Annotated in this window: 12 protein-coding genes and 1 tRNA gene; 5 read left to right on the top strand and 8 right to left on the bottom strand. The window is 67.1% G+C overall.

The annotated features are described in order from the left end of the window. Positions 1-525: mandelate racemase/muconate lactonizing enzyme family protein (locus ACFQEU_RS05270; protein ID WP_379779980.1), on the top strand; the 525-nt coding region annotated here is incomplete at its 5' end. A 40-nt stretch (positions 526-565) separates the two neighbouring features. Here the strand turns inward: ACFQEU_RS05270 and ACFQEU_RS05265 are convergent. The 3 genes from ACFQEU_RS05265 to ACFQEU_RS05255 all read right to left on the bottom strand — a co-directional run bounded on the left by ACFQEU_RS05265 (position 566) and on the right by ACFQEU_RS05255 (position 2,003). Beyond that, positions 566-1,117 carry a hypothetical protein gene (locus ACFQEU_RS05265; protein ID WP_379779978.1) on the bottom strand — a complete coding sequence of 184 codons (552 nt, stop codon included), beginning with the start codon at positions 1,115-1,117 and terminating at the stop codon, positions 566-568. Positions 1,118-1,192: 75 nt separating this feature from the next. Continuing rightward, the gene (locus ACFQEU_RS05260; RefSeq protein WP_379779976.1) at positions 1,193-1,567 is read right to left on the bottom strand and encodes a hypothetical protein; all 375 of its coding nucleotides are present in this window, start codon (positions 1,565-1,567) and stop codon (positions 1,193-1,195) included. 64 nt (positions 1,568-1,631) lie between these two features. Continuing rightward, entirely contained in the window at positions 1,632-2,003 is a 372-nt protein-coding gene (locus ACFQEU_RS05255; RefSeq protein ID WP_379779974.1) for a hypothetical protein, read from the bottom strand. A 148-nt stretch (positions 2,004-2,151) separates the two neighbouring features. On the opposite strand from ACFQEU_RS05255, the gene ACFQEU_RS05250 reads away from it, so the two are divergent. Beyond that, on the top strand, positions 2,152-4,833 hold the full coding sequence (locus ACFQEU_RS05250) for an AAA domain-containing protein (protein WP_379779972.1): 2,682 nt from the start codon (positions 2,152-2,154) through the stop codon (positions 4,831-4,833). Between the two features lie 149 nt (positions 4,834-4,982). Here ACFQEU_RS05250 and ACFQEU_RS05245 read toward each other — a convergent pair. Then, positions 4,983-5,055 (bottom strand) — tRNA-Arg (locus ACFQEU_RS05245). A gap of 50 nt (positions 5,056-5,105) precedes the next feature. Then, complete coding sequence (locus tag ACFQEU_RS05240) at positions 5,106-5,378, bottom strand: Sec-independent protein translocase subunit TatA/TatB (protein WP_379779970.1); 273 nt, start codon at positions 5,376-5,378, stop codon at positions 5,106-5,108. Positions 5,379-5,499: 121 nt separating this feature from the next. On the opposite strand from ACFQEU_RS05240, the gene ACFQEU_RS05235 reads away from it, so the two are divergent. Next, the gene (locus tag ACFQEU_RS05235; RefSeq protein ID WP_379779968.1) at positions 5,500-5,982 is read left to right on the top strand and encodes a redoxin domain-containing protein; all 483 of its coding nucleotides are present in this window, start codon (positions 5,500-5,502) and stop codon (positions 5,980-5,982) included. 57 nt (positions 5,983-6,039) lie between these two features. Here ACFQEU_RS05235 and ACFQEU_RS05230 read toward each other — a convergent pair whose 3' ends face one another. From ACFQEU_RS05230 to gyrB, 3 genes are all read right to left on the bottom strand, one after another. Further along, positions 6,040-8,073 (bottom strand): AMP-binding protein, encoded by a 2,034-nt coding sequence (locus ACFQEU_RS05230; RefSeq protein ID WP_379779966.1) that lies wholly within the window; start codon positions 8,071-8,073, stop codon positions 6,040-6,042. A 114-nt stretch (positions 8,074-8,187) separates the two neighbouring features. After that, entirely contained in the window at positions 8,188-10,710 is a 2,523-nt protein-coding gene (gyrA, locus tag ACFQEU_RS05225; protein ID WP_379779964.1) for a DNA gyrase subunit A, read from the bottom strand. Continuing rightward, positions 10,707-12,623, bottom strand: a complete 1,917-nt coding sequence (gyrB, locus tag ACFQEU_RS05220) for a DNA topoisomerase (ATP-hydrolyzing) subunit B (RefSeq protein WP_379779962.1) — start codon at positions 12,621-12,623, stop codon at positions 10,707-10,709. The genes gyrA and gyrB overlap by 4 nt, the downstream gene beginning before the upstream one ends. Before the next feature lie 205 nt (positions 12,624-12,828). On the opposite strand from gyrB, the gene ACFQEU_RS05215 reads away from it, so the two are divergent. After that, the gene (locus tag ACFQEU_RS05215) at positions 12,829-13,107 is read left to right on the top strand and encodes a UPF0058 family protein (protein WP_379779960.1); all 279 of its coding nucleotides are present in this window, start codon (positions 12,829-12,831) and stop codon (positions 13,105-13,107) included. Positions 13,108-13,248: 141 nt separating this feature from the next. Continuing rightward, positions 13,249-14,239, top strand: a 991-nt coding sequence (locus tag ACFQEU_RS05210) for a rhomboid family intramembrane serine protease (protein ID WP_379779958.1), incomplete at its 3' end; no start/stop codon positions are given.

Genomic DNA, 14,239 nt, shown 5'->3' with positions numbered 1-14,239 from the left:
TACGTCGACCTCGGCGCGGACGCGAACGGCGCGTGGGACGCCGGGGCCGCGAGACAGGCGCTCGACAGGCTGGAACCGGTCGACCTCGAGTACATCGAGCAGCCGCTTCCGGCCGCGGAGCTGTCCGAGACCGCCCGGCTCCGGTCGGCGACTGACGTCCCGATCGCTCTCGATGAGTCGCTCGCGACACACTCGGTCGAGACGGTCCTCACGGCCGACGCCGCGGATATCATCGTCCTCAAACCGATGGCGCTCGGCGGACCGGACCGCGCGGTCGACGTCGCGAGGCGTGCTCGCGAGGCGGGCGTCGAGCCGGTCGTCACGACGACGATCGACGCGGTCGTCGCTCGAACCGCCGCGGTCCACGTCGCCGGCGCGATCCCAGATGTGGCCGCCTGTGGACTCGCGACGAGCGGACTGCTCGCGGATGATCTCGCACCGGACCCGTGCCCGGTCGCCGACGGACGGATCGCGGTTCCGGACGGTCCAGGACTCGCCGGCGACGCGTTCCGGGACCTGCTGTGAGTATAGGACGGAGTCGCTCTGTGAGTATAGACCGGAGTCGCTACTGGAAGCCGCGGTCGACGTCGTCGTCCTCGATCAGATCGTCGAGCTCGGCGGAGAGCAGCTGCTCGGCCGCCTCGAAGGTATCACCCAGCTCGTCGAGCGTTTTGGGGCGTCCGTCGAACTCGTAATCCATCGGGCCGAACGCGGGCGAGTCGACGGCCTCCATCACGTCTTCGAAGAGGTGATCGGGGTCCGTCGGTGCCTCTGCGTGGACCTTCAGCGTCTCCTCCAGGCGGGTCGCCATCGTTTTCGCTTCGTCCTCGCTTTCGGGAGGCCGCTGGACCGCGAACCGGCCCGGAGACTCCTCGTCGGGGAGGAGCGGATCGAGCTCGTCGTCGACCTTCCGAGCGACGCGGGTACCGACCCCGCGGAGCTCGCGCGGGTTCTTCGCGTACGTCTTCAGGTGGTAGACGCCGACGCTCGGATGGCCGAAGTAGAGGTCTTCACCGAGCCCGTCGCGACGCGACCCGGCGACCGCGCGCCACCCCTCGGGATCGGTCGAGTCGCTTGCGACGTCCGCGAGGACGTCCTGCCAGTCTCGGACACGCATCTCGTCACTATCTTATAAACGAGCGCGTATGAGCGTGTCGGTGCTCCCGACTCCTGCCGGCCCGCCCGCTCGTCGTCACTCGGATTCGGCTCGGCTCTCGGCGACGAACAGGAGTACGGCGACCGCCGCCAAGGTGAGCGCGAACGCGCCGTTCGCAAGCCCGAGCGCGAGGAACTCCCGCCCGGACAGCACCCAGACGACCCCGAGCGCGAGCACGTGTGCCACCCCGACGAGGTAGAGAGCGGGGCTCCAAAATCGGGTGAGAAACAGGCCGACACCGAACAGGAAGCTCCCGGCAATCGCGAGGAACTGCGGGGCCGTCGTCGCCGTCCAAACCACGAGGTTGACGGCGACGATGCCGACCGAACAGAGGAGTCCGAGCCAGTAGAGCGGCCCCCACGACCCGACCTCGTCGATCCGGAGGATGGGTTCCGATTCGGCGTCGTTCACGGCGGACCCACACGGGGAGATCGCAAAACCGTTTCGCCGGGTGGTCGGCAGAGAAACCGATCCGCTACCGTCGCTCGTACACCGGTTTCCGTCGCGTCTGGACGTACCCGTACACCGCGCGGGTCAGGAGCACCGACCCGACGGCCAACACGATCATCGACACCACCGAGTCGGTGCCGGCGACGAAGTCTGAGACCCCCCACAGCACCATTCCGACGTACAGCGCGACCCTGAACCGGAACGTGTCGAACCCCTCATCAAGGAGTCCCCAGAGGACGACGCCGGCGATGTAGAGACTGACCGCGACCTCGCCCACCGCGGCGAGCCCCTCCTGTCCGATTCGAAAGTAACCGCTCACGATGGACAGCGTCGCCAGCGCGAGGATGATCCCGCCGATCACCTGTCGTCCGTACCGTTCGTACAGCGAATCGCTCATACCCGTACTGACGGCTCCGTATATAAGGAGACTGCGAACCCGTGGCGTCGGAATATGGAAACAGGCGGGTGCGATCGGAAGCGGACCGGCTCGCTCCCGACTCCACCGGCACCGACAGCGTTTTTCGCGGTCGCCGAGGAGAACGGTCGTGAACGTTCGGGGGCCGATCCTCTCCGTCGGAGAGGCGCGGACGGTGTCGACGTCGTACGGCGACCGGGAGCTCCGCGAGCTCCGGATCCGGCCAGAGCGCGGCGCGGCCGACCCCGTCGACGTGACGCTGTGGGGCGACTGGGCCGAGACCGCCGATCACGCCGAACCGGGGATGGAGCTGCTGGTGACCGACGCGGAGACGGACGACTACGGTGGCGAGACGGGGTACGCGACCACCGGCGACTCGTGGGTCGTTCTCGAACCCGATTTCCTCGTGGACGTGACGGGGATCCGCTCGTGGGTCCAGTGTCCTCGGATGTATTACTTAAATAAGCTCTCGGGAATTCCGCTGAACTACCCGGTCGTCAAGGGGACGATCGTCCACGAGGTGTTCGGCGATCTGCTCCGCGGGATGGACCTCGAGGACTCCGTGGCGGACCGCGTCGACGAGGCCGGACTCGAACTCGGACTCCTCGGCTACGAGGCCGACGAAGTCGCCGACGAGGTCCGACGGAACGCGGCCGCGATCGAGGGATGGCTCGCGCAGGGGACGCTGACCGACGGCGACACCTGGCGGTCGGAGTTCACCCTGATCTCGCCGACGTTCGGCTTAAAAGGGCGCGCGGACGCGCTCCGCCGCGGAACCCCCGTCGAGCTCAAGACGGGCAAGAACACGAACCGGGAGCCCCGGTTTCAGGACAAGATCCAGGCGGCCTGTTACGCGCTCATGCTCGAGGAGCGTGGCGTCGACCCCGACATCGGGACGCTGTTGTACACGAAAAACACCGCCCTCGACCGGAACGAGGAGACCGGTGACCTCGCGCCCGCGAAGGAGTTCCCGGTCGGGAACGGCCTCCTGCAGTTCGTCGTCCGCACCCGCAACGAGCTCGCCGCGATGGAGTGGCGCGCGCTCAACGACGCCGGCGAGCGCCCGACCGTCCCCACCGGCTACGAGGCGGACGCGAACTGTAGCTACTGTTTCGAACAGGACACCTGTATGGTGGTCTCCGGCCGCCTGAATCAGGAGTCGAAGGCCGGCCAGGTCGGCGAGCCAGTCCCCGCGGACGAGCGCGACTACTTCGACCGGTTCTACACGGCTATCGAGGAGGAGCGCCGGGAAACCCACGCCGAGTACCGGAAGCTGTGGGAGCAGACGCCCGCGGAACGCGCGGCCGACGACCGCGCGCTGATCGACCTCGAACCGATCGGCCGAACGGAGATCGCCGAGAACCGCTGGCGGCTCACTGCCCGTCGCACCGACGACGCGGTCTCCAAGCTCCGCGAGGGCGACGTGGTGCTCGCGACCGACGGCGACCCCGTCGCCGGCCACGCCGAGCTCGGCCGCATCCGCGAGCTCGACGAGACGGTCGTCGTCGAGACGGACGAGCCGGTCGAGCTCCGGCGGCTCGACGTGTACCCCTCCGAGATCTCCGTCGACCGGATGCTCACCGCCCTCCACGACGCGGTCCTGAAAGGTGACGACCGTCGGAAAGACGTGGTGTTCGGCCGGCGCGACCCCGCGTTCGCCGACCCACCAGCCGACCGCGGGCCGTACATCGACAACAACGACGCCCAGAACGACGCGGTGTCCCTCGCCGTCGACGCCGAGGACTGCGCGCTGATCCACGGCCCGCCGGGGACCGGCAAGACGTACACGATCGCGCGGGCGATCCGCGCGCTCGTCGCCGACGGAAACCGGGTGTTGCTGTCGGCGTTCACTAACCGGGCGGTCGACAACGCGCTCGAAGCGCTCCGCGATCAGGGGTTCAACGAGGTCCTCCGTGTCGGCACCGAGACCGGCGTTCGCGACGACATGCGCGACGTGCGGCTGGTCCAGCGCGGCGACCCGAACGAGAAGGCGGCGGAGCTGCGGAACGCCCCGGTCGTCGCGGCCACGACCGCCGCCTGCGGCTCCCGCGTGCTGCGCGAGTGCGAGTTCGACGTCGCCGTCGTCGACGAGGCCTCCCAGCTCACGGAGCCGAGCACGCACGCCGCGATCACGCTTGCGGACCGGTTCGTCTTGGTCGGTGATCACGAGCAGCTCCCGCCGGTCGTGCGCGCGGAGAACGAGCTCCGGACCTCCCTGTTCGAGCGACTCATCGAGGAACACCCGGATGCGAGCGTCATGCTCGACCGGCAGTACCGCATGAGTCAGCGGATCCAGGCGTTCGCCTCCGCGGCGTTTTACGACGGCGCGCTCCGCCCCGCGACCCCAGAGGTCGCCGGACAGACGCTCGCGGACCTCGGGATCGACCCTGCGGACCTCCCCGCCGCGCTCCGTGGCGGCGTCTCCTTCATCGATCCGGACGGCGAACGCGACGGTAACCGCAACGTCCGCGAAGCGGAGCGCGTGTCCGCCGTCGTCGACGAGTACCTCGCCGCGGGCGTCGATCCGGACGACATCGGCGTGATCGCCCCGTTCCGCGCACAGGTGGCGGAGATCGCGAGACGGACGGACGTCACCGTCGACACGGTCGACCGGTTTCAGGGCTCCTCGAAGGCGATCATCGTCGTCTCGTTCGTTGCGACAGGCGATCTCGACGGCCCGATATTCGAGGACCACCGCCGAGTGAACGTCGCGCTCACACGCGCGAAAAAGCAGCTCACGCTCGTCGGCGACGCCGAGGCGCTGGGGTCGGATCCGTTCTACGAGCGGATGCTCGACTGGGCGCGGCGGTGAGATCGGTCTCGGCGAGCCCGATCGGCCGCTGTGACCGCTGGCTACGCCGGTTGGGGCGCTTCTCCTCGCTTCGTTCGACGATAGCGGGCACGGCGGGGTGCCCGCGAGCGGTTCGGGCGGGGGTAGCCGTGCTCGCGGGCGAAGCAAAGCGGGCACGGCGGGATTCGAACCCGCGATCGAGAGGTTAGGAACCTCTCGCCCTATCCGCTAGGCCACGTGCCCGAAACGAGAGAGAAAGGGGGTTGCGGGGCCCGGTCGAACGAGTCGGCGCGTTACGCGCTCGATTCCTTTTCGGTTTCGAGCTCTTCTTCTTCGTCGATCGTCGAGTCGGCCGAAACTTCCTCGTCGTCATCGTCGTCCTGCATGTTCTTCAGTTCGTCCTCGACCTCCTCGCGGCCCTTCTTGAACTCGCCCATCGCCTGTCCGGTCGATCGGGCGAGTTTCGGGATCTTGTTCGCGCCGAACAACAGGACCAACACGAGCAGGATGATGAGGAGCTCCGGGCCCACAGGGATGCCGCCTATCAGGGGGGTCACGTCTACCATCTCTACCCGTCCGTAACCTTGTTGCGATTATAGTCTTTTTGCCTTCGAGGGGTGTCCGTCCCGGTGCTCGGGCGGACCGACAGCCCGCCCGATATATACGCGTCCGAAACGATCGAGTCGTATGGTAGATATCGACGATGACACACCGGATTTCACCGCTTCGCTCGTAACCGACGAGCTGGCCCCGTTCCGACTGTCGGAACACCTCGGCGAGGGGCCAGTCGTTCTCGCGTTCTTCCCCGCCGCGTTCTCGGGGACCTGCACCGACGAGATGCGCGCGCTCCGTGACGGGATCGAGCGGTTCGGTCCGGACACCACCGTGTTCGGCGTGAGCACGGATCTCCCGCACGCCCTTCGGGCGTACCGTGAGGAGTACGACCTGCCGTTCCCGCTCGTGGCGGACCCCGATCACCGCGCGGTCGAGGCGTACGACGTCGTCTCCGACTTCGAACGGTACGGTGTCGACGTCGTCGCGCGCCGCGCGGTCTTCGTGATCGACGCGGAGGGAACGGTGACGTATCGATGGCTCGCGGACAACCCGGGCCAAGAGCCGGAGTACGACTCGCTCGTCGCCGCGATCCCCGGATCGACGGCGTCGAACTGATCGATTCGCGGGGTCCGTCACCCGCGGCTACGACTGCTGACTTCCCGCTCCCAGACCTCACTCCGGGTGCTGAAGCCCCTCTAGCGCCTCGGGGTTCTCCATCGAGGAGAGGTCACCGGGATCCTCGCCCCTGTACACGGACTCGATCGCGCGACGGATGATCTTCCCCGACTGCGTCTTCGGGAACGCGTCGACGAACAGCAGCTCGCGGGGACGGAACGGCTTCCCGTGCTCCTCGCCGACCAGCCGCCGGAGCTCCTCGCGAAGCGCGTCGCTCGGTTCGATACCGGGTTCCAAGACGACGTACGCGACGACCGCGGTCCCCGTCGTGTCGTCAGGGACGCCGACGGCGGCCGCCTGGTTGACCGCGTCGTGATCGATGAGGACGCCTTCGATCTCCGCAGGGCCGACCTTCCGGCCGGCGACGTTGAGCGCGTCGTCGGCCCGGCCGTGAAGGAACCAGAACCCGTCTGCGTCCCGCTGGGCGAAATCGCCGTGGTCCCACACGTCTGGCCACGTCGACCAGTACTCCTCGAGGTACCGTTCGTCGCCCGACCAGAGGCTCTTCGTCATCGACGGGCAGGAGTCGCGGGCGACGAGGTAGCCGCGCTCCCCGCTCTCGACGATCGACTCGCCCGCCTCGTTGACGATGTCGATGTCCATGCCGAGCCCGGGGCCGCCGAGCGTACACGGTTTCAGCGGCTGGTTCGGCATCGGCATCAGGAAGCAGCCGCAGATCTCGGTCCCGCCGGAGATGTTGACGATCGGGCACTCGCCGCCGCCGATCGCGTCGTAAAACCAGCGCCACGACTCGGGGTCCCACGGCTCGCCGGTCGATCCGAGGACCCTGAGACTCGACAGGTCGTGTCCCTTGACCCACTGGTCCCCGTGCTTGCGGAGCGCGCGGATCGCGGTCGGCGAGATACCGAACTGCGTGACGCCGTGTCGATCGATCAGCTCCCAGAACCGGTCGGGCTCCGGGTGGTCCGGCGCGCCCTCGTACATCACGACGGTCCCGCCGAACGCGTGGTTCCCGATCAGCGTCCACGGCCCCATCATCCACCCGATGTCCGAGACCCAGAAGAACCGGTCCGCGGGCCGCTGGTCGAACCCGAAGTGGATCTCCTTGGCACACTGTGTGAGCACGCCGGCGTGCGTGTGGACGATTCCCTTCGGCGTTCCCGTCGTCCCGGAGGAGTAGAGGAGCATCGACTCCTGGTTCGACGGGAGTCGCTTCGTGTCGTATGCGGCGGACCGTGATCCGACGGCTGTGGCCCAGGTGATGTCCCGTTCGTCGTTCCACTCGACGGGATCCGTGTGTTCGGTACCCGCGGATCCGCCGCCGTTCGCCGGCGTCGCCCCCAGGCGGTCGTACACCACCGTGTGCTCGACGTGACCGGCCTCATCGATCGCCTCGTCGGCTGTGTGCTTCAGCCGGACCTCGCTCCCCCGGCGATAGAACCCGTCACCGGTGAACAGCACCGTCGGCTCCGCGTCGGCGATCCGCGTCGCCGTCGCCTCCGTGCCGAACCCGGAGAAGATCGGCACGGCGATCGCTCCCACCTTCAGACAGCCGTAGAGGATCGAGACGACCTCGGGGACCATCGGCATGTACAGCGCGACGGTGTCGCCCGTCCCGACGCCGACCGAGTCGAGGTAGTTGGCGATCCGGTTCGACTCACGGCACAGCTCGTGGAACGTGACCTCGCGGACGTCGCCCGGCTCGCCCTCCCAGATCAGCGCGACGCGGTTCCGGTTGGGGGAGTCGACGGTTGCGTGTCGGTCGACGACGTTGTGTGCGACGTTGATCTCGCCGCCCGGATACCACTCCGAGAACTGCGGACCGTCGGTGTCGTCGCGAACCGTCTCGTACTCGGTGTAAAACTCGATATCGAGGTAGTCGACGATCTCGTCCCAGAACCAGTCGACGCCGGACGCCGGCTCCCCGTCCAGTTCGGTCGTCGTCCGCTCGATCAACGACTCGTAGTCGTCGATCCCGTACTCCCGCATGAACGCCGCGACGTTTGTCGACGCCGCGAACGACTCGCTCGGCTCGTGTACGATCTCGTCTATCCCCTCGTACTCGTCCATCTCGTCCGGCCGTTTTCGCGGGGACCATAAGTAATTTTGCTGAGCGTTTCGGCCCAATACCCTCCGCCGGAGTCGCCCGATCGCTCTGCGGCGTCGAGACCGAGTGCGACCGGCTCACTCCGTGTCGGCGTCGGCTCCGTCCGCGTCGGTTCCGTCCGTGTTCGTATCGGATCCGTCATCGCTCCCGTATGCGCCCTCTGGAACGATGTCGACGGACGCAACCCGGTCGTCCGGGTCGAGGTCCATCACGATGACGCCCATCGTGTTGCGGCTCACCGTGGAGATCTCCTCGACCCGGGTGCGCATGATCTGGCCGCCGTCGCTCATCGCCAACAGGTGGTCGCCGTAGGTGACCGCTTCGATGGCGACGACTGACCCGTTCCGATCGCCGGTCTTGATGTCGACGAGTCCCATCCCGTTCCGCGACTGCGGGCGATACTCGTCGAGGTCGGACCGCTTCCCGTAGCCGTTCTCGGTGACGGTCAGCACCCAGTCGTGCCGATCCGCGTCGATCGCGGCGACCCCCGCGACCGCGTCGCCCTCGCGCAGGTCGATTCCGATCACTCCCCGGGCGGTCCGCCCCATCGGCCGCACCTCTTCCTCGTCGAACCGGATCGCCATCCCATCGCGGCTCCCGATGACGATGTGGGTCCCGCCGTCCGTCACCTCGACGTCGACGAGCTCGTCACCGTCCTCCAGCCGGATCGCCCGGATCCCCGTCGACCGGATGTTCTCGAACGCGTCGACGGCCGTCCGCTTGATGTAGCCGTCGCGGGTGACCATCGTGAGGTACTCGTCGTCCGCGAGGTCGTCGGTGTTCACCACCGCCTCGATCTCCTCGCCGTCGTCCATATCGAGCAGGTTGACGGCCGACTTCCCGCGGGCAGTCCGGGACATCTCCGGGATCTCGTACGTCTTCAGCTGGTAGATCTGGCCGTGGTTCGTGAACACGAGGAGGTAGTCGTGGGAGTTCGCGGCGAACACGGATGAGACCCGGTCACCCTCCTTGAGCTCCGTCCCGATGATCCCCTTGCCGCCGCGGTTCTGCGCGCGGAAGGTGGAAAGCGACATCCGCTTGATGTAGTCGTCCTCGCTCATGACGACGACACACTCCTCTTCCGGGATGAGGTCCTCGTGGGTGACCGTCCCCGTGTCCTCGATGAAGCGGGTCCGGCGCTCGTCGGCGTACTCCGCTTTCACGGCCTCGAGCTCGTCGATTATGACCTCGTCGAGCTCGTCGGGGTCGCCGAGGATCGTCTCCAGCCGCTCGATGCGCGCGGTGACGTCGTCGTACTCCGACTCGATCTCCTGGGTCTCCAGCGACGTGAGCGAGCCGAGCTGCATCCGAACGATGTGTTCGGCCTGGGCCTCCGAGAACTCGAAGTCGGCTTCGAGCGCCGCCTTCGCGGCGTCGCGGTCCGCCGAGTCCTGTATCGTCTCGACGACGCTGTCGACGTGTTCGAGCGCCTTCAGCCGCCCTTCGAGGATGTGTGCGCGGTCCTCCTTCTCGTCCAGCTCGTGTCGCGAGCGTCGCCGGACCACGTCCCGACGGTGCTCGACGTAGTGTTCGAGCGTCTCCTTGAGGTCGAGCACCTGCGGCGCGCCGTCGACCAAGGCGAGGTTGATGACGCCGAAGGTGCGCTCGAGGTGGCTCTCCAACAGCTGGTTTTTGACGACCTCGGCCATGGCGTCGCGTTTGAGTTCGACGACGATCCGGATCCCGTCCCGGTCGGACTCGTCCCGCAGGTCGCGGATCCCCTCGATCGCTCCCTCGTTGACGTCGTCGGCGATGCGCTCGACGAGCCGTGACTTGTTCTGCTGGAAGGGGAGCTCCGTGATCACGATCCGGCCAGCCTCCTCGTCGACTTCGAACTCGGCACGAACGCGAACCCGCCCGCGACCCGTCTTGTACGCCTTGTGGACCGCGTTCCGGCCGACGATGTTCGCGCCGGTCGGGAAGTCGGGCCCCTTGACGTGCTCCATCAGGTCCTCGACCGTACAGTCGGGACTTCCGATCAGCTCGACGGTGGCGTCTATCACCTCGCCGAGGTTGTGCGGCGGGATGTTCGTGCTCATTCCGACGGCGATCCCGGAGGAACCGTTTACGAGCAGGTTCGGGAACGCCGCCGGTAACACGTCCGGCTCCATGAGGCGGTCGTCGTAGTTGGCGCTGAAATCGACGGTGTCGCGCTCGATGTCCGCCAACAGCTCCTCCGCGATCGGTGCCATTCGCGCCTCGGTGTACCGCATCGCGGCCGGTGGGTCGCCGTCGACCGAGCCGAAGTTGCCTTGGCCGTCGACGAGCGGGTAGCGCATCGAGAAGTCCTGGGCCATCCGCGCCAACGTGTCGTAGATCGCGCTGTCGCCGTGGGGGTGATAGTCACCCATCGTCTCGCCGACGACGGACGAGGACTTCCGGTGGGCTGACCGTGCGGTGACGCCCGCCTCGTTCATCGCGTAGAGGATCCGCCGATGGACCGGTTTGAGCCCGTCACGCACGTCGGGGAGCGCGCGGCCCGCGATCACGGACATCGCGTAGTCGATGTACGACTGCTCCATCTCGTCCTCGATACGGGCGGTCTCGACTCGCGCGGCCGGGAGCTCGTCCGGGTCCGGGCCGGGGACGTCCGAGCTCATATGTCCACCCACTCCGCTTCGGTCGCGTGCTCCTTGATGAACTGTTTACGCGGCTCGACGGCGTCGCCCATCAACACGTTGAACATGCGGTCGGCGGCCGCCGCGTCGTCGATCGTGATCTGCTTGAGAATGCGGTTTTCGGGGTCCATCGTCGTGTTCCACAGCTGGTCAGGGTTCATCTCGCCGAGCCCTTTGAACCGCTGGGTCTGGTCGGGCTCGCCGCCGCATTCCTCCTCGATGATGCGGTCGCGTTCGGCTTCGGTCATCGCGTCGTACGTCTCCGACCCCTTCCGGATCCGGTACAGCGGCGGCTGGGCGGCGTACACGTACCCGGCCTCGATCAGGGGTTTCATATGCCGATACAGAAGCGTCAACAGGAGCGTCCGGATGTGTGCCCCGTCGACGTCGGCGTCCACGAGCAGGATGATCTTGTTGTACCGGACGTCGTCGATATCGAATTCCTCGCCGATGCCCGCGCCGATAGCCGTGATCAGCGCGCGGATCTCGTCGTTCTCCAGGATGCGGTCGAGTCGGTGTTTCTCGACGTTGAGGATCTTCCCTTTGAGCGGGAGGATCGCCTGGTTCTCGCGGTTGCGGCCCTGCTTCGCTGAGCCGCCCGCCGAGTCGCCCTCGACGACGAACAGTTCCGCCTCCGTGGGGTCGCGGGTCTGGCAGTCGGCGAGCTTGCCGGGCAGCGCCGTCGACTCCAGCGCTGACTTCCGGCGGGTGAGCTCCTCCGCTTTCTTGGCGGCCTTTCGCGCCCGTGCGGCCTCCGCGGCCTTGTGGACGACTTTCCTGGCGGTGTCGGGGTTCTCCTCGAAGAACGTGCCAAGCCGTTCGTGGGTCGCCGACTCGACGACGCCGCGGACCTCGCTGTTACCGAGCTTCGTCTTCGTCTGCCCCTCGAACTGCGGGTCGGGGTGTTTGACGGAGATGACCGCCGTGAGCCCTTCGCGGACGTCCTCGCCCTTGAGGTTCGCGTCGAGGTCGTCGATCAACCCGTGCTCGTTGGCGTAGTCGTTGACGACGCGGGTGAGCGCCGTTTTGAACCCGGTGAGATGTGTCCCGCCCTCGCGGGTGTTGATGTTGTTCGCGAACGCGTGGACGGAGCCCTGGAGCTCCTCCGTCGCCTGCATCGCTACCTCGACGTGGACGCCGTCGTCCTCGCCCTCGAAGTAGATGACCTCCTCGTGGATCGGGGTGCGCGTCTCGTTGAGATAGCCGACGAACTCACGAATCCCGCCGTCGTAGCGGAACGTCTCCGCCTCGTCGCTCCGGTCGTCCGCGAGGGTGATCTCGACGCCGGAGTTGAGGAACGCGAGCTCGCGCAGCCGGTTAGACAGCGTCGAGAACTCGAAGTCCGTCGTCTCGAACACCTCGTCGTCCGGCCAAAAGCGGATATGCGTGCCGGTCGACTCGCCGGACTCCATGTCGCGAACGCGCTCGAACCCGTCAGGGGCGGGCTCGCCCCGCTCGAAGCGGTGCCGGAAGACGCCGCCGTCGCGTTTCACTTCGACCTCCAGTCGCTCGGAGAGCGCGTTGACGACGCTCACGCCGACGCCGTGGAGGCCGCCGGAGACCTGATACGACTTGGAGTCGAACTTCCCGCCGGCGTGGAGGACGGTCATGATGACCTCCAGCGCCGGGCGGTCGTACTTCTCGTGGGTGTCGACGGGGATCCCACGGCCGTCGTCACGAACGCTTACGGAGGCGTCGTCGTGCACCGTGACGTCGATCTCCGAACAGTACCCGGCGAGCGCCTCGTCGATGGCGTTGTCGACGACCTCGTAGACGAGATGGTGGAGCCCGCGTCCGTCCGTCGATCCGATGTACATCGCCGGACGCTTGCGGACGGCCTGCAGACCCTCGAGGACCTGGATTTGGCCCGCTCCGTATTCGTTCTGCTCTGACATAGAACTTACCGAGTCTAATGGGTGCCGGCTTATAAAGACGGCGCACGCGCGCGGGCGTGAGATGACAGGACTGAACCGCCACCCCCAGCGTGACCGGGCCGCCAACCCGAGCACGCCGCGGCACCCCGGCAGCAGGTTCCCGTCGTGCTCCCGTGCGTACCACCCTCAACAACGTTTAAACCGTCTAGCACCCGTATCTGTTGCCATGCACAAAGACGAGCTACTCGAGCTGCACGAACAGATGGTTACGATCATGGAGCACTTCCGCGGTCAGGAAACCGTCGACGACGCGCTGTTCGAACCCTACGACGAGCTTGATGTCGACCCCTCACACGTCCACAAATCGAAGAGCGAACACAAACACGCGGTGTTCGTGCTCGGGAACGCGCTCGCGAACGCGATGAGCGAGGACGAGTTCTCCCCCGCCGGCCGCGTCGGCAAACGGATGAAGGAGCTCGCGGACGACGCCGAGAACAAGATCTGATCCGGTCCCTCTGTCTCGCGTACTGCTCCCCCGCCCGCTGGCCATACACCGTCCACTGACCGGACCTCTCCCGCTCGCCGACCGGACCTCTCCCGCTCGCCGACCCGCGAATTGATATGTCGGGGCTCCTCCTGATCGGGCATGGTTGTCGAGGCGCTGTCGTCCGACACCGCTCACCTCGCGCTCGTCGCCGCCGTCGCCATCGTCGCGCTCGTCGTAATATATACGCTCGACCGGCCGTCAGGCGCGTGGGGGCGGCGGCTCCGCTCGCGGTTCGTGTTCGGTATCCCGTGGGGGACGCTCGTCGCGATCGCGTCCGTGATCGGTGTCTATCTCTTCGTGCAGGACGGGATCACGAACCCGAACCGGCCGGTCGTGATCCCGTTCCGCGCGTGGTCGTACTTCTACCCCGAAGGCGTCCTCTGGTCCGGGTTCGCCCATTCGAGCCGAAGTCACATCACCGGGAACTTGCTGTCGACGCTCGTCGCCGGCACCCTCGCCGAGTACGCGTACGGCCACTACCCGCGAGCGCGCGGCGCGACGACGTTCCGGTCGCTTCGGAACAACCCGTACGTCAGGGCGTTTCTCGTCGTCCCCGGCGCGATCCTGACGTTCGGGTTCGTCTCCTCGCTGTTCGCGCTCGGGCCGGTTATCGGGTTTTCGGGAGTCGTGTTCGCGCTGTGGGGGTTCGCGCTCGTTCATTACCCGGTCGGTACGATCGCCGCGCTGACGGGGTCGACGCTGGTGAGCGTCCTCTATTCGACGATCCGGAGCCCCGTCGAGTTCGCGGAAGCGAGCGCCTCTTACGGCGCGCCGAGCTGGGCGAACATCGCCGTTCAGGGCCACGCGCTGGGGCTGATAGCCGGGATCCTCGTGGCGGTCTGGCTCGTGCGACGACGGCGACGCGCGGGCGACCGGAACGCTCCCGTCGTCGCCGGGATCGTCGCGTTCGGTGCGGTCCTGTTGTTCGGTGCCTCCCGGCGGCTCTGGGCGGTGTACTGGTACCTCGGCAACGACCAGTACGAGCTGTACCGCGCGGTCGGCTTCGCGCTGCTTCTCCTCCTCGCGCTGGTCGTCGCCGTCGCGGTCGCGGGTCGCGAGGAGCCGCTTCGCCCGCAGGCCGCCGTCCCCG

Origin of the sequence: Halorubrum tibetense, from assembly GCF_042661865.1 — an archaeon.
Lineage (GTDB): Archaea > Halobacteriota > Halobacteria > Halobacteriales > Haloferacaceae > Halorubrum > Halorubrum tibetense.
The sequence above is the reverse complement of the archived record's forward strand: the minus strand, read 5'-3'. Positions and strand labels throughout refer to the sequence as shown.

What these genes read in the sequence shown, in the direction of transcription:
- ACFQEU_RS05265 (WP_379779978.1), bottom strand. Translation starts at nt 1,117, where the DNA reads ATGCGTGTCCGAGACTGGCAGGACGTCCTCGCGGACGTCGCAAGCGAC.
- ACFQEU_RS05230 (WP_379779966.1), bottom strand. Translation starts at nt 8,073, where the DNA reads ATGGACGAGTACGAGGGGATAGACGAGATCGTACACGAGCCGAGCGAG.
- ACFQEU_RS05235 (WP_379779968.1), top strand. Translation starts at nt 5,500, where the DNA reads ATGGTAGATATCGACGATGACACACCGGATTTCACCGCTTCGCTCGTA.
- ACFQEU_RS05240 (WP_379779970.1), bottom strand. Translation starts at nt 5,378, where the DNA reads ATGGTAGACGTGACCCCCCTGATAGGCGGCATCCCTGTGGGCCCGGAG.
- ACFQEU_RS05215 (WP_379779960.1), top strand. Translation starts at nt 12,829, where the DNA reads ATGCACAAAGACGAGCTACTCGAGCTGCACGAACAGATGGTTACGATC.
- gyrA (WP_379779964.1), bottom strand. Translation starts at nt 10,710, where the DNA reads ATGAGCTCGGACGTCCCCGGCCCGGACCCGGACGAGCTCCCGGCCGCG.
- gyrB (WP_379779962.1), bottom strand. Translation starts at nt 12,623, where the DNA reads ATGTCAGAGCAGAACGAATACGGAGCGGGCCAAATCCAGGTCCTCGAG.
- ACFQEU_RS05255 (WP_379779974.1), bottom strand. Translation starts at nt 2,003, where the DNA reads ATGAGCGATTCGCTGTACGAACGGTACGGACGACAGGTGATCGGCGGG.